Annotated in this window: 15 protein-coding genes; 11 read left to right on the top strand and 4 right to left on the bottom strand. The window is 39.2% G+C overall.

The window, feature by feature from the left end; translation table 11 throughout:
• Window positions 1-517: 517 nt before the first annotated feature.
• Entirely contained in the window at window positions 518-1,213 is a 696-nt protein-coding gene (locus WAX86_RS18950) for a hypothetical protein (protein ID WP_341489487.1), read from the bottom strand.
• 1,279 nt (window positions 1,214-2,492) lie between these two features.
• On the opposite strand from WAX86_RS18950, the gene WAX86_RS18945 reads away from it, so the two are divergent.
• Window positions 2,493-2,852, top strand: a complete 360-nt coding sequence (locus tag WAX86_RS18945) for a diacylglycerol kinase (protein ID WP_068947234.1) — start codon at window positions 2,493-2,495, stop codon at window positions 2,850-2,852.
• Window positions 2,853-2,979: 127 nt separating this feature from the next.
• Here WAX86_RS18945 and WAX86_RS18940 read toward each other — a convergent pair whose 3' ends face one another.
• The gene (locus WAX86_RS18940) at window positions 2,980-4,200 is read right to left on the bottom strand and encodes a response regulator (RefSeq protein ID WP_106340826.1); all 1,221 of its coding nucleotides are present in this window, start codon (window positions 4,198-4,200) and stop codon (window positions 2,980-2,982) included.
• A 150-nt stretch (window positions 4,201-4,350) separates the two neighbouring features.
• On the opposite strand from WAX86_RS18940, the gene WAX86_RS18935 reads away from it, so the two are divergent.
• A complete protein-coding gene (locus WAX86_RS18935) occupies window positions 4,351-4,977 on the top strand; it encodes a LysE family transporter (protein WP_341489486.1) in 627 nt (208 codons plus the stop codon).
• Between the two features lie 83 nt (window positions 4,978-5,060).
• On the opposite strand, the gene WAX86_RS18930 is transcribed toward WAX86_RS18935, so the two are convergent.
• Entirely contained in the window at window positions 5,061-5,789 is a 729-nt protein-coding gene (locus WAX86_RS18930) for an oligogalacturonate-specific porin KdgM family protein (protein WP_069531925.1), read from the bottom strand.
• Window positions 5,790-5,886: 97 nt separating this feature from the next.
• Entirely contained in the window at window positions 5,887-7,440 is a 1,554-nt protein-coding gene (locus tag WAX86_RS18925; RefSeq protein WP_136039250.1) for a sulfatase, read from the bottom strand.
• Between the two features lie 443 nt (window positions 7,441-7,883).
• On the opposite strand from WAX86_RS18925, the gene agaR reads away from it, so the two are divergent.
• From agaR to kduI, 9 genes are read left to right on the top strand one after another with little or no spacing between them, the layout of a single operon-like run.
• Entirely contained in the window at window positions 7,884-8,636 is a 753-nt protein-coding gene (gene agaR, locus WAX86_RS18920) for a transcriptional repressor AgaR (protein WP_197734799.1), read from the top strand.
• Between the two features lie 49 nt (window positions 8,637-8,685).
• A complete protein-coding gene (gene kbaZ, locus WAX86_RS18915; RefSeq protein ID WP_341489485.1) occupies window positions 8,686-9,966 on the top strand; it encodes a tagatose-bisphosphate aldolase subunit KbaZ in 1,281 nt (426 codons plus the stop codon).
• 10 nt (window positions 9,967-9,976) lie between these two features.
• On the top strand, window positions 9,977-11,149 hold the full coding sequence (locus WAX86_RS18910) for an SIS domain-containing protein (protein WP_069531919.1): 1,173 nt from the start codon (window positions 9,977-9,979) through the stop codon (window positions 11,147-11,149).
• Window positions 11,150-11,167: 18 nt separating this feature from the next.
• The gene (agaV, locus tag WAX86_RS18905) at window positions 11,168-11,668 is read left to right on the top strand and encodes a PTS N-acetylgalactosamine transporter subunit IIB (RefSeq protein ID WP_005306171.1); all 501 of its coding nucleotides are present in this window, start codon (window positions 11,168-11,170) and stop codon (window positions 11,666-11,668) included.
• Window positions 11,669-11,702: 34 nt separating this feature from the next.
• The gene (gene agaW / locus WAX86_RS18900) at window positions 11,703-12,467 is read left to right on the top strand and encodes a PTS N-acetylgalactosamine transporter subunit IIC (protein ID WP_005306168.1); all 765 of its coding nucleotides are present in this window, start codon (window positions 11,703-11,705) and stop codon (window positions 12,465-12,467) included.
• Window positions 12,457-13,350, top strand: coding sequence for a PTS system mannose/fructose/sorbose family transporter subunit IID (locus tag WAX86_RS18895; RefSeq protein ID WP_005306165.1), 894 nt, complete (start codon window positions 12,457-12,459; stop codon window positions 13,348-13,350). The genes agaW and WAX86_RS18895 overlap by 11 nt, the downstream gene beginning before the upstream one ends.
• A gap of 60 nt (window positions 13,351-13,410) precedes the next feature.
• On the top strand, window positions 13,411-13,854 hold the full coding sequence (agaF, locus tag WAX86_RS18890) for a PTS galactosamine/N-acetylgalactosamine transporter subunit IIA (RefSeq protein WP_044179605.1): 444 nt from the start codon (window positions 13,411-13,413) through the stop codon (window positions 13,852-13,854).
• A 1-nt stretch (window position 13,855) separates the two neighbouring features.
• Complete coding sequence (gene nagA / locus WAX86_RS18885) at window positions 13,856-15,010, top strand: N-acetylglucosamine-6-phosphate deacetylase (RefSeq protein WP_341489484.1); 1,155 nt, start codon at window positions 13,856-13,858, stop codon at window positions 15,008-15,010.
• 32 nt (window positions 15,011-15,042) lie between these two features.
• A complete protein-coding gene (gene kduI, locus WAX86_RS18880) occupies window positions 15,043-15,873 on the top strand; it encodes a 5-dehydro-4-deoxy-D-glucuronate isomerase (protein ID WP_069531911.1) in 831 nt (276 codons plus the stop codon).
• Window positions 15,874-15,940: the final 67 nt, after the last annotated feature.

Genomic DNA, 15,940 nt, shown 5'->3' with positions numbered 1-15,940 from the left:
ATATGACAGATAATTTTTCGGTATGGACCTATAGAGTTTCGTTACTACATCAGTTCCAAAGAGCTTAGTGCAGAGCAAGCCGTGATTGAGAGAATATATTGGGGATAAAATTAATGTATTGGCTATTTGATGAGGCATGAATGAAGAAGTCAGGTATAGAAATCACGGCATATTAGCTGATATGCAGAGCAAATCAAGTTAAGTATTGTCGTAAGTAAAAATGATGCATGACAAACACTATCTTACTAGAGGAAGTATTAAACGTATATAGTAAAGGCCTAGACTCTCCTGTGGTCGATCTGAAATGTTCTGCAGATAGATCAGAGATTTACTTATCTGTGTGTGTTTTGTTTTATACCTAGTGAGCATTGCTAAAGTTTAATATATGGTATATTTTATGATATAAAAATCATCCTTGACTTAAATGATCATTTAATTACTTATGTTAATGACTTGTAGTAATGAAATACATCTTTATTTGATAACAAATCAATTTTATCGAATTTAAAAATATATTTCACAATACCTTTTGATAATCTTGTTGATGACATAATATTCCCCCTAGTTTTTTAAATAATTTATAGCCACTGTCATCAAAAGTATAGATGATAACATCATCTACATTTAGCTTTAATATTAATTCATAAAGCTCTTTATATATCTGTTCAAAACTATTTTTGTTTTTAGCTAAAATCCCCATAAGTATAATTTCTTTTTTATCATTTAATTCTCTAGTGGTATAAATCAAGCATGATTCTAATTGATTATCTCTGTTTAATGATATGGTTTTTATATTTTCATTAATTATACTTTTTGCCAAAAGCTCTGTGCTGAGGTAATCTTTAAGAAATTTCTTAATGTTTAATTTTGAATCACTATTATTTATAGTAAAGATATGATCATTATGTATTAATATATCAGATATTATTGTGCTGCTGTTTTCAAATTTACATTTTAAATAATATTCTATTACTTGGTAATCATTATTAACATCGTGGTTGTAATTTTCGATAAAATCGTATAATTTATTTATATAGTTAAAGATTATAAATTGTTTTTTTAGAGGTGGAATCGTTTTTTCATTCTCCCATCGGCTTAACGTTACTGTATCGAGTTTACTTAATAACGGATGATAGTTCGCTAAGCGATCTACCATGTCTTGTTGAGTGAGATTATTCTCAATTCTAAATTTAAATAACAAATTATTAAACATATTAGCATTCCTTTTTAGTAATTAACTTGAATGCTTATTGTGATGCTTTATATTTATCTCTGACATAGCATAGTTGTAAATTTTATTTGTTTTTTTGCTATTTTAAATTTAATTTACTAACATTATATAATTATACGTAAAGGTTATTTTTCAGTGAAAATAATAATTTAGTTGAATATAAAATAAAGGAAAATATTAGTTTCTCAACTTAGATTTTAAAAATATTTTAGTTAAAGGTTAGCGGGCTAAATTTCTATGTAATTTGTCGCCACTAGAAGTTGTTTTTTGCTACATCCTGATGTATGTTATAAATATTTAAGGATGAACGTAGAGTTAGGTGCTAAATGAGTGATCTTTTCGCTAACATTATTACTGAATATCGCAAGAGTAATAGATTAACGCAGAGGGATTTGTTGAATTTTTTGTATCAGCAAAGTCCATCATTGGTTTCTCTAGATTTAGTAACATTGAGTCGTGGGAAAGAGCAAAAACGGTACCTTCAATGGAAAAGAGACTGCTTATTCTGTCAATAATCAATAAAATGGATGAATATTTTTTCGCTAGTTCTGGAAAATATGAAATTATTTCGAATAATTTAATTAATAAAGTACTAGATAAGCGTTATAGTAAAATAATTAGCTTTGCAGCAATGCTTAAGTTAAAAACTATACTAAATAGTAATGATTTTCAATTAAGATTTAATTCGTTTTCCGACGCACCAAAATCAATAGGCGATTTTTTTCTAATCGTAACCGTTATATAGGGGATATATGTAAAAAGATAAATGCACAAGTCGGTAGTTGGCATTATGAAGATAAAGTCATTGGTTTTTTTATACATGCACCTATTAAAAATGATATGTTTTCAATATTATCAGGTCATATTGATGATATGATAAACCAAGTAAAATTTGAACAATCATCCCCCTTAGGATGCGATGCTCTTTTCTTTTTTGATCAGGTTACTCTAACTCGTGAATTGTATGATTTATCAACGCTTAGGTTTTTTATATTGTTGATCACTAATCCTCAATATAAAAAGGTATATATTTGTATTCATGATCGGATGTATCTTAATCTCATGTTAAGACTCGGTGGTAAGGTTGTATGCACTTATCATACGGATGAAATGATCGATAATGGTTTTGAACATTCACATTTAGTCGTTTTTGATTCGCTCAAATTCATCTCAAACAAATCTGTTTTTGAATTCTTTGCAAATGTTTATAATAAGCTAAATAGGAATAATCCTGACTTACTAAAACAACTAAGAGAATCAAATGAAACCAGGAGCAACAGGTTTAAAGCGTATTGTTGACGCAGCGGGTTACTCTGCACAGGGGCTAAAGGCTGCATGGGAAAATGAAGCGGCATTTCGTCAAGAGATGGTGCTACTGCCAATACTAACCATTATCACTTTTTTTCTGCCAGTCAGTGTTGTAGAGCAAGTGCTAATGATAGGTACGCTGTTTATTGTGGTCATTACAGAGCTATTGAATTCTGCTATTGAAGCGGTAGTTGATCGAATTGGCTCGGAATATCACGAGTTAAGTGGTCGAGCAAAAGACATCGGTTCTGCTGCTGTATTTGTTGCAATGGGACTTGTCGTTGTAACTTGGGGTTTGATTTTAATTTTATAGATAAAAGAATATATAACAGTATTCTGATTAGAAGCAGAGCATATTAAGTGCTCTGCTTTTTTTGATTTTTAGAAACTAGATCTACTGTTTTCTTTCTTATGAATTAAGAGATTTAAACGAATATCTCCTAACAAATAACAATTCGATTTCTGCCCTGTTCTTTTGCTTGATATAGACATTTATCGGCATTTGAAATCAAAGTATGAATGTCTTGATCGCCGTGTGTAACGCCAATACTAACGGTGTACTCAATATCGTTGTTGAGAATCACGGTTGGGACAGTATTGAGTTCTTTTTGCAGAGCTTCTAAGCGTTGTAAAAAAATTGATTGAGAGTTACCAAATACAATGCAGAATTCTTCTCCCCCCAGACGAGCGACAAGAGAATCCGAGAAATAGGTTCTCAGTAGTTTTGCGAAGTTGATAAGGACCATATCACCAACATGATGGCCATACGTATCATTAACCAGTTTAAACTTATCAATATCAATAAGAGCAAGGCATTTGGGGCCTGATGTTTTCTTTGTCGCAGGATGATTGAAAAAGTAACGGCGGTTCCAAGATTGGGTGAGGTAGTCGGTATTTGCCATATTAAATAGCTTTCGTTCAGCATCAAGAATATTCAATGTAGAATGAAGACGGCAATAAAATTCTTCTTGGTTAAACGGCTTACTTAGAAAATCATTGGCTCCGGCTTTTAAAAACTTTGCTGTTAACGCGTGCTCATCACTGGCAGAAAGGCCAATCGCAGCCACTTCACTTGGGCTATGTGTTTTTCGAATTTCTTTGATTAAACTAACACCATCACGTTCGGGCATAGTGTAATCTGTAATAATCAGGCTGATGTCTTTTTCTTTACGAAAGATATCTAATGCTTGTTCTCCATTACACGCCTCTAATACATTCAAATATTGACGTTCAAGTAAGCTACGAACATATTTTCGAGAGGTGATAGAATCATCAACAACCAGTACTTTGTGCTGGCTATTATTTCCCAGTCGATTAAGGATCGGAATAATGGAGGCTATACAACTTGGGCTATCTTTAGGTACATAGTCGATAACGGTTTTGGCGAGAACTCTTTCTCGGGTCATTTCATCCATTAAAGCGGTAAGGACAATCACTTTGATCCCAACCGACAGGCAGACATCTATCACTTCACCGTCTTGACCATCAGGTAAGCAGTAATCGAGAATTGCACATAAGAAATCGAGGTCTTGATCTAAGATTTTTTCCGCATCAGCGATAGACTCTGCAAAAATTGGTGTGTAGCCTGCTTTACGTAATTCCACTTCTAGTACACGGCGAAAAGGACGGCTGTCTTCCACCACCAAGATTTTATGTTCCATTCATTTTAACCTAAAGACAGTTTCATCGACGATTATAGGGGCGCTATTATGAGGCATTTCTTTAAGGCATACAAATAAAGTTATTGTGAATAAACTTATTGATTATTTTATAATTAATTGAATTTTTCTTGATATGGATATGGTATTTAAATGCACGGAATTGCGTATTTTGATGTCTTTTTGCACGTGTTAGTGGTCTGGTCTTTAGCTGCTATTACGCCTGGAGCCAATGTTTTTTTGACGATTAATACCAGTTTGGTATCTGGAAAGGCAAATGGCTTGGCTTGCGCTTTTGGGGTTACTCTTGCCGTTGGCCTATGGGGATTGGCTGGTATTTCAGGGATTGTCATTATGCTATCCCTTTATCCCTGGTTATTTACTGTTATGAAGATTTTGGGTGGGACTTATCTTATTTATTTAGGGCTTAGTCGTTTTAAGACCGTACGCCGAGGGTATCAATTAGCGGGACAGGTAGAGGATAAACACTCATGGGGTGCCTCTGCTATTCGATCATTTACCACCAGTATATTGAATATTAAGACAGGATTGTTTGTGATCAGCTTATTTAGTCTTGCGATCCCTCGTGAGCATGATTACCGTATTGCTATCTTGGTTATAGCAACGATGATGTTGATTACGTTTGTTTGGCATTGCTTGTTAGCGCTTGTTTTTTCCCATTCAAGGGCTCAGAAAACCTATTTTCGGCTACAGCGTTATATTGATGCTTTAACAGGTGGATTGTTTACTCTTTTAGGTCTTAAATTAATCACCAGTTAAAGTAAAAGCCCGACAAAGAATGATCGTTAGAATCTATTTTTATCGGGCTTACAAGTTTATCTCAATTTATAGCTGATATTCGTTTACCAAGTGTACTTAATACCCATGCGGTAGCGAGTTTGGCGGTTATCAGTATAGCGGCTTTGGCTCACATTACCGACTTCAATAAATGGACGCCAAGACGTATCATCTTTTGTTTTGTAGGTGTACATCAAACGGAAATTATGTAAATAGTTAATATCATCATTATCAAACTGAGGTAGGGCGTTACTTTCCATCTCTTTCCAAATTTGGAATTCATACTGGAAGTCCCAGTTTTGAGTGTTGTAGCCTAGCCACGCATCAAATTCTTGAATTTTTGAATGATAGCTATCACCACTTGGACCTGTCATTGAATAGTCCCACAGTTTCCACTTATAACGGCCTTGAACACGAATGTTGTTATCGAACTTATAGTTTAAACGAACATAAGGTACATAGACTAAGCCATCTGGAACAAAATCAAGAGACATACCGACAAGGCCAACGGTATTTGGATTTAGACGCTTATAATAAAATGCGGAGAACTCAGAACCATTCATAGACATTGAGTCGAACATTTTGTCTTTTTCGTCGTTGTTATAACGAGCATCAAGCTCGAAACCAACACCTTTTCCTGTGTCTAAAAATGCTTTAATACGGTCACTGTGTTTATTGGCACCATCAACATACTGGTGGCGATATTCAATAGTGGTTTTGTAATCATTGGCAAGAGCTTGGCCGCCTGCAGTTACAAGAGTTGATGCAATAACAACTTTGGTTAATGTGTTCATGGATTGTCCCTAATATTTATAGTTAAGTTTTTATCAACCACATATCTTTTCTAATTCAGCAGATTAGTGGCAGAGATAGTTGATTTATCGATAACTGCTAGGTGTATGCTTTTGCACTATTTGCTGGAACCTCGGTTGGTCGCCAAGGATCACCTGTATGTTCAAGCCAAGGTAGTAGCTCTTGTTGCACTAGTTTCTCAACGATTGCTTGGTGATCCGCTGCGATATTTTTCATTTGATACGGATCGGCTTGGTTATCATGCAGAGTAACCGTGAGAGGTTTTCCGATCTTACGGTCAATCACTAAAGTATAATGATCGGTTCGTACGCCACGACGACCGTAAGATTGACCACCATAAGGCATGAAAGTATAAAATTGAGAGGTTGGGGTTTTATCGCCTTTCATACCTTGTAAAGTTCGAGCAAAGTTGGTTCCTTCAACTGTATCTGGAATCAACTGCTCCATCCCCATTAAACCAAATAAGGTTGGATAGATATCTGGGGCAGAGAAGAGTAAATCGTTTTGTTGTGGTTGCAGTTTTCCAGGCCAACGGAAAATCATCGGAATGCGCATAGCTTCTTCATAATGAACGTTTTTGGTTGGTTGACCGTTTGAGCCCATACAACATCCATGATCGGAGAAGAACACAACCAAGGTATCATTAGCTAAATTAAGGCGATCTAATTCATCAACAATACGACCAAATTGTTCATCAACCCCATTGACCATCGCCATGTATTCTTTGAAATAGTTAGGACCGTAACCCTCTAAATACTCTTTATCCCATTGTACGTTTGGACGTGTATTTAAACTCTTCGAACTTTGGCCTTTAAAACGGTCAAGGTATTTTTGTGGCACCTGATCGTAAGGGGAGTGTGGTGGGTTCATCGAAACTACGAGTGTAAATGGTTTCTCCGCATCACGATATTTTCCATTTTCGTTTCGTAAATAATTAATAGCAACATCAGCCTCATGCTCAGGACTCCATTGATTTATATGAAGCGGCTGATCACGTGGAGTGTCATTAGTCCAGTAAATTGGATTTAGATGTAAGTCATAAGTACCGTAGGAATACCAGAAATCAAAGCCATGGCGACGATCTGGTGCAGTCCAATCATTCCAATAGCGACCTTCCATAGGATTATTATAGCTAGGAACAAATGGGGTCTCTGGGGCATCGAGATGCCATTTACCGATATATCCCATGCTGTACCCTTGTTCTTTAAGGATATCAGACCAGGTCACTGTATTTTTCTTAAGTTCGATTCCAAAGTCTTTACCACCAAAGAAACCAGGGGTTCCCGTATGGCTATTACCTTGAATACCATTACGGTAAGGGTACTGCCCTGTCATTAACATACCGCGAAAAGGGGTACATAAAGGAAAGTTTGAAACCGCTTGGCGTAGTACAACGCTTTGTTTGGCAAACTTATCAAGATTTGGCGTTAAGCTATTATCTTGTTTCATAAAGCCTAGAGCTTGCGCTCGAAACTCATCAGGAAAAATGATCAATAGATTGGGTTTCTTTTGAACACTTTCGTTTGCATGTTTTTGTTCGGAAGCAGATACCGCATGAGGCGTTAAACCTGCTGAAACTAGCGCACTAGAGGCCGCCATTCCTTTTAACAGTCCACGTCGAGTAATAGACATACCATCAACTCCTAGTTGAAGTTATTTATAATAAAACAATAAAAGTAAATAAAAGTCTTTTGTGTTGCGATTTGTTGCGGATCGTAAGGTATCGACAGTTTTTGTGCTGTGTTTATGATCACAAAAAGCAAAATGAAAGAATAAGAAGGTTTTCGAAAGTTGACTTTCTTACTGTTTTTCGTTCAAAAAATGGCGAATTGCTCGAAAAAACTCGAATATTGTTTGTGGTTCCTATTTTCGAGATATATTATTGATTCGTAATACGTAATATAGCGCAAGCAAATTCGAAGATTAACGAAAGTTTGTGAAAGAGATCATAAGTTTTATTTTTACGTATTGTTTGGGTGTTTTTTAGGTGTAATCTACAAACGAAATCATTCGAAAGTAATTTCATTTGATTTCAATAGGAGACAACAGAAGTGAAAAGTGCTGTTGAAAGACGCATGGAAATTGTCAACGTTGTGAACCGTGATGGTAAAGCACGCGTTGAAGACCTTGCGTCACAGTTTAATGTCTCAAGCGTCACCATTCGTAGTGATCTGAGTTTTCTCGAAAAAAATGGTTATGTTGTTCGCTCTCATGGCGCAGCTATTCCTAACTCAGGTGTGATTGCAGAATTAACCGTACATGAAAAGCGTCGTCAAAATGCGGGAATTAAAACCGCGATTGGACAGGCTGCGGCGAAACTGATTCACAATGGTGACACCGTTATTCTAGATTCGGGGACAACAACACGAGAGATCGCTTCGAACTTAAAAACAGTTGAAGACGTTGTTGTCATGACCAATGGTCTGGATGTAGCAATGGAGTTAGCGTCAGCCCCTGGTGTTGAAGTGTTAATGTCAGGTGGTGTGCTTAGAAAGAACGCACTCTCTTTTTCTGGCTCTCAAGCTGAAACCGGCCTGAAAAACTATCGTTTCGATAAAGTTTTTTTAGGAGTAGATGGTTTTGATTTACGAGCAGGTATCACTACACACAATGAGCAGGAAGCCAGTCTTAACCGCTTAATGTGTGAAATTTCTGAACGCGTGATTGCGGTTGTGGACTCAACTAAGTTTGGGAAACGTAGCTGCCATATGATTCGCGAGTTTGGTCATATTGATACGGTAGTAACCGATTCTGATATTCCAGAAGACTATTTACAAGGTCTTCGAGATATGAAAGTTGACGTTATTATTGTCGAAAAAGAGAACTGATTAACTGACTCCATAGCGGCATCCTAGGTGTTGTTTGTGGAGTTAGTTAATGAACACCCTTCAAGAAATTGTTCAATCTCATAAAGCAGGCGCAAAAAATGGTATTTATTCCGTCTGCTCTGCCCATCCTTTGGTAATTGAAGCTTCATTACTTCAAGCCTTAGATGATAACTCTGCATTATTAATTGAAGCGACATCCAATCAAGTGGATCAATTCGGTGGTTATACCGGTATGACTCCCTGTGATTTTCGTGATTTCGTTTTAGATAAAGCTGAGCAATATCAATTCCCTACTGAAAAATTAATTTTAGGTGGTGATCATTTAGGCCCTAATCGTTGGCAAGATCTCCCAGCTTCTGAAGCGATGAGTAAAGCCGATGATTTGATCGCTGCTTATGTTGCCGCTGGATTTAAAAAAATTCATTTAGATTGCAGTATGTCTTGCGCTGGTGATCCTGTTCCGTTAAGCGATGAAATTGTAGCTGAACGCGCCGCTCGCCTTGCAAGAATTGCTGAGCAAACTGCGGTCGCAACATTCGGTTCAAGTGATGTCGTTTATGTGATTGGTACCGAAGTTCCTGTTCCTGGGGGCGCGGCAGAAGAGCTTGATGAATTGGAAGTTACTTCAGCACAAGCGGCGACAAAAACAATTGAATGTCATCGAAGTGCTTTTGCAGCTTTAGGCCTTAATTGTTGGGAGCGAGTGATTGGTCTTGTGGTTCAACCTGGCGTGGAATTTGACCATACAGGTGTTATTGATTATCAACCAGAAAAAGCCATTGGGTTAAGTCAAGTTGTTGATCAATATCCTCAAATGGTGTTTGAAGCTCATTCTACTGATTATCAAACCGATAAAGCTTATTGCCAACTTGTTGCCGATCATTTTGCCATTTTAAAGGTTGGTCCTGCTTTAACTTTTGCAATGCGTGAAGCGTTATTTAATTTAGCGGCCATTGAAGATGAGTTAGTCGCGTCGGCTCACAGCTCCCATTTTAAACAGCGCATTGAAAATCAAATGCGTGAGCATCCTCAATATTGGCAAAAGTATTATCACGGTAATGAGTCGCAGCAGCGTTTTTCTCGTTGCTATAGTTTTAGTGACCGTATCCGTTATTACTGGCCTGATGAAACAATTTTACAGGCTCAAGCCACTCTTTTTTCAAACTTGTCTCGTTATAGCATTCCTTTGCCGTTATTGAGCCAATATCTTCCTGAGCAATTTCACCATGTCCGAGAGGGGCTGATCTCAGCCGAACCTAAGGCGTTGGTTATCGATAAGATCCGTCAAGTTTTGCGTAGTTACAGTAAAGCTTGTCATCCAAATATTTAATGAGGTCAGCATGAATTCATATTTAGGTTATACCGAGCAAGAGTTAAACCGTTTGAAAGGTTACTGGACAGCAAAAGAAATTACACAGCAACCTGAATGTTGGTTACAAACACTGCAAATTGTTCAGGAATGTCGTCCTGCAATTAAAGCATTTATGGATAAAGTGTTTGCTCATCAAAACATTCGTATTGTGTTAACTGGAGCGGGTACATCTGCCTTTGCCGGTAAATCTCTTGCGCCAACACTAACGGAACAGTTGAGTTGTCGTGTTGAAGCTATTGCTACAACTGATATCGTTTCCAATCCAAAACAATATTTTGCAGAAGATATTCCAACTCTTTTAATTTCTTTCGCTCGTTCAGGAAATAGTCCAGAAAGTGTGGCTGCTGTTGAGTTGGCAAATCAATGCTTATCTCAGTGTTATCATCTAGTTCTTACCTGTAATAACGAAGGTGAATTATATAAAAACAGCATAAATAACGAAAATGCATTGCCACTATTAATGCCAGAGCAAACGAATGATAAATCTTTTGCGATGACCTCAAGTTTTTCATCTATGATGCTAGCCTGTCTTTCGGTTATGTTGTATGGAAACGATTACACGAAAGGTTTCGAAAGTGTTTGTCGAGATTCTGTGCAGTCGCTCAAAGATTTCGATTCGGAAATACGTAATACTATAAACCATGAAGTCGATAGGGTGATCTATCTAGGAAGTGGCGGTTTACAAGGGCTTGCTCAGGAGTCATCGCTAAAATTATTAGAGTTAACGGCTGGAAAAGTGGTCGCTTGTTATGATTCTCCACTGGGCTTTCGTCATGGACCGAAATCTATCGTAAACGAAAAAACCTTAGTTGTTGTTTTCGTTTCTAATGATGAATACACCCGAAAGTACGATCTCGACCTATTAAATGAATTGCGTCGTGACAATATTGCATTTGATGTCATCGCGATTGCAGCTCAACCAGACCCTCGCATCGAAAGCGGAACCCATTTTTATGTAGATAAGATGGCTGGCGCTACTGATGCAGAGTTGTTATTTCCTTACATGCTATTTGCTCAGAGTTACGCATTCCATTGCTCTCTAGCGCTTGGCAATACACCTGATAATCCGTGTCCTACTGGTGAAGTTAACCGTGTAGTACAAGGAGTAGTAATTCACGATTTATCTGGCAATTTAAAATAACTATTAGAGGTAGAACTCATGACGGCACCAAATATCGTATGGACTCGCATTGATGAACGTCTATTACACGGCCAAATTCGTATTACTTGGGGTAAGCATTCTGAAGCTAACCTTATTTTAGTCGCGAATGATGACGCTGCTGACGGCCCTAATGCTGCATTTATGCAAGCGGGGATGAAAGCATCTGCTGGCGGTGAATATGCGGTACGCTTTTTCTCTATCCAAAAAACTATTGATGTAATTCATAAAGCATCACCGCAACAGAAGATTTTTATTCTGTGCAATAACCCAACAGATGTTGCTCGTTTGGTTGAAGGTGGAGTGCCAATTACTCACTGTAATGTAGGCAATATGCATTTCCATGAAGGTAAGCGCCAAATTGCAAAAACAGTTTCGGTTGATGAAAAAGATATTGATGCATTTGAACGTATGGTTGCTCGCGGTGTGACTTGTACTGTGCAAAATACACCAGACCAAAATCCAGTACCTGTTCTTGAACTTGCGAAGACGGTGGCATAAGCCGTCTCTACCCTACATACACAAGGATTGAATTATGTTTTTTGAAGCTGCACTTGTGGCGGTGTGGGCATTCTTCTGCGGTATCGATAAGTACGATGTTGCGCTGAATATTCACCGTCCATTGATTACAGGACCTGTGGTTGGTTTGATCATGGGTGATTTACAAATAGGTTTGATTGCTGGTGCAACACTTGAGCTAGCTTGGCTTGGTTTGGTGCCTAATGCCGGTGCTCAGCCACCAGATGTAACCATGGGTACTATCGCAGCAGTAGCATTTGCGGTAATGACGGGACAGTCTCCTGCGGTTGCGATGGGGGTTGGTATGCCTATCGCCGTTATGATGCAAATGTTGGTGATCGGCTTCTTTGCTATGACAGCATTTACAATGGGTAAAGCTGACCGTTTTGCTGAGCAAGGTGATTCTGATGGTATCGATCGCTTATTGATTACCACTATTTCATTGCGTGCTGTGTTATACGCTGTGATTGCCTTTATTACCGTTTACTTTGGTGAGCATGCGGCAACTTGGATTGATGAAAATGCACCAAAAGCGTTACTTGAAGGCTTAGGTATCGGCGCGAAGATGGTTCCTGCAATCGGTTTTGCCATGTTGCTAAAAATCATGTGGTCAAAAGAAGTGGCAGGTGTGTTCTTCATCGGTTTTGTAATGACTACTTACCTAAAACTTCCAATTATGGCAGTGGCAATTTTGGGCGCATCAGCCGCAGCACTGTACTTCTTCTTTAGTGGCAATGGAAACAGCAATAAGCAAGCAGAGGAATTTGAAGATGGCATCTGATATCACAGCAGGCACTCTAGCCGATAAAAATACCAAAACTCACGTAAATCTAGTCGATGATGTCGATGCGTACGAAGATACTACACCACGTAAAGTGATCACGAAAAAAGATCTTTGGATCTGTGCTATTCGCGGCCTATTTATGGAAGGTAACTTTAACTTTGAACGTATGCAGGCTGGTGGTTTTGCTTACTCTATCGTTCCGGCGTTAAAGAAAATTCACGGTGATAATAAGCGTGATTTTGCAAAGTCTCTTAAGAACCATCTTCAGTTTTTTAATGCAAGTCCAAAGCTGTTTACTTTCTTGCTTGGTACGGCCATTGCGATGGAAGAGAACAAAGAGAAGCCATCAACTGTTAACGTAATGAAAGTTGCGGGTATGGGACCAACGGGTGGTATCGGTGATGCTATCGACCATATGACGCTAATGCCATTAACACTTGCTTTGGGTGCTTCTATTGCGATGGAAGGCTCAATTGCTGGCCCGTTTGTGTTCTTCTTCTTATATCAAATTGTTCATTTTGCTGTTTATTTCGGTTTGATGTTCATGGGCTATAAAGCGGGTACCGCAGCCATGGTTAACATGAGCGAAGCCACGGAGAAGTTAGCAAAAGCTGCCAATATTATGGGTATCTTTGTTATCGGTGCGCTCTCGGCCACCTTTATTAAGGTGCAGACAACAGCCTCCATTGAATTGGGGGGCAAGGTGGTAGAACTACAAAGTGCTCTGTTTGACAAGATCATGCCAAACCTTTTACCACTGGCGCTTGTGTTCTTTATGTTCAAGATGGTGAAAGGAACAGGGTTCTGGGCTAAGCCTCCTGTACTTATCTTCTCAACACTTGCTGCAGGTGTTGTCGGTCACCTACTCGGTATTTTATAAGCTCTCATCAAGTTAGGGAGTACTTGCTCCCTAACTTTCTGCAATACAAGGATTGAAATCATGATTGGAATCGTCGTATCTGGCCATATTCATTTTGCTTCTGGCGTTGCTTCTGCTGTGCGTGCTATCGCTGGAGAGCAAGAGCAAATGTGTTATGTCGACTTTGTAGAAACCATGTCAACCGATGAGTTAGAACTTGCCTTAAGACAAGCGGCTCAAGCAGTAGATTCTGGTGATGGTGTGCTGTTTTTAACGGATATCCCTGGAGGCTCTCCTGCTAATCGCGCTCTAGCTATATTGATGGATACACCTAATGTTGAGCTTATTGGTGGAGCTAACTTACCGATGATTGCGAATGCTGCGTTTGAACGTGATGGCGTTGAGCTGAAAGAGTTAGTTGAAATATTGCTAGAAATTGGCGGCTCTTGTATGCAAGACATGCGTAAGCAACTTGAAATGATGATGGCTCCAGAGCCTGAAGTTGAATGTGAAGATGGTTTGTAATATGCGTTTTGCTCTTCATCCCCAACGAATTTTTACAGCAACAGGTATTGAAACCGATCGTTATGTGATTGTTGCTGGCGGTGAGATTGAACAGATCACCGTAGAGCGTCCAGTCGATTGTGATGTGATAGAGCTTGATAATCAGACCTTACTGCCAGGATTGATTGATATTCATATTCACGGACGAGCAGGCTCTGATGTAATGGATGCAACAGAAGCGGCTTTGCAATCCATTAGTGATGCGCTACCTCAAACAGGGGTTGTTGCATGGGTTGGAACAACGGTAACTGCACCTTGGCAAGATATTTTAGCCGCGTTAGAACAAGTTCGAGATTTTACCGCAGGTTCTCATTCTGGGGCACAGTTGCTTGGTAGCTTTTTAGAAGGGCCATATTTTACAGAAGCGTATCGAGGCTCTCATCCAACAACCTATTTAAAAGCACCAACTATTGCTGAGTTAACCGAACTGCAGCAAGTTGCGGGTCAATCTTTGCTTCGTGTTGCCCTTGCTCCTGAATATGACGGCGCGATGTCTGCCATTGATTGGTTAACCGAACGAGGCATCAAAACTTCTGTTGCGCATACTAGTGCTAACTTTGAGCAAGTAACACAAGCTTATCACGCCGGTGCTGACTGCGGTGTTCATCTGTTTAATGGCATGTTGGGATTGCACCATCGTGAACCGGGTTGCTGTGGTGCGGTGTTATATCACGACATGTTAGCAGAACTGATTGCAGACGGTATTCATGTTCATCCTGTGATGATGCAATTAGCCTATCGGATGAAAGGGTACCAAAAGCTGGCGTTAATAACCGATTGTATGCGTGCTGGTGGATTAAGTGATGGTGAATACTTACTTGGTGCACAAATGATTCAAGTCACACAAGGTGAAGCGCGCACTCAAGATGGGTCACTTGCAGGCAGTACGTGCAGTTTAGATCAAGCACTGCGTAATATGATCTTTAGCATTGGTGTCAATGAGTGGGAAGCGGTTCAAATGGCCAGTCTTGTCCCTGCTCAATATATCAATAAAGCGTCGGAATTAGGTTCGATTGCAGTGGGTAAACGTGCTTCATTTGCAGTTGTAGATAGTGATTTTGTTATTCAAAGTACCATGATTGATGGTCAATGGGCATTTAAGCGTAATGCTTACTAATGTGCCTGAAAAACGTATTTTAGAGGTTAAACATGGAAATTCGTCAACCAATACATAGTGCACATGCAAAGCAACTTGATACTGCTGGTTTGCGTGAACAATTTTTGATTGAAAATCTGTTTCAAGCAGGTCAGATCAATTTAACCTACAGCCATATTGACCGTATTATTGTGGGCGCTGCGGTACCAACAGAGACTGCTATTGCCTTCGAAGGTGGTAAAGAGATCGGGGTGGATTTCTTTCTACAGCGTCGTGAGTTGGGCGTAATCAATATTGGTGAGCCAGGTTTAGTGGTTGTTGATGGCCAAACTTATGAAATTGGTGCACGAGAAGCCATTTATGTCGGAATGGGCGCACAAGATATTCGTTTTGAAAGTGTGAGTGCAGAACAACCTGCGCGCTTTTACTTGAACTGTGCCCCAGCTCATCACGCTTATCCAACTCGTAAAATTACCCGTGAAGATGCTGCTCCTGAAACCTTAGGTAATCAAGAGAACTGTAACGTTCGCACCATCTACAAATATCTTCATCCAGCAGTACTTCCAACTTGTCAACTGCTAATGGGAATGACGGAACTTGCCCCTGGTAGTTTATGGAATACGATGCCGTGTCATACCCATGAACGCCGTATGGAAGTGTACCTCTATTTTGATATGAACCAAGATAATGTGGTGTTCCACTATATGGGTGAACCACAAGAGACTCGTCACTTAGTTGTGCGCAATGAACAAGCCGTTATCAGTCCTAGTTGGTCAATTCACTCAGGTGTAGGTACTGCTGCTTATACCTTTATCTGGGGCATGGTTGGTGAAAACCAAACGTTCCACGACATGGACCACGTAGCGATGAGCGATCTGAAATAAGTTCAGCTTCGCCACTCTTCTTTTTTATTAACTCATTTTTAGATAGCCAAGTCATTACGGTGACTTG

The organism is Photobacterium damselae subsp. damselae (assembly GCF_038086725.1).
GTDB classification, from domain to species: domain Bacteria; phylum Pseudomonadota; class Gammaproteobacteria; order Enterobacterales; family Vibrionaceae; genus Photobacterium; species Photobacterium damselae.
Note: the sequence above shows the minus strand (reverse complement) of the source record. Positions and strands in the feature narration are given on the sequence as shown.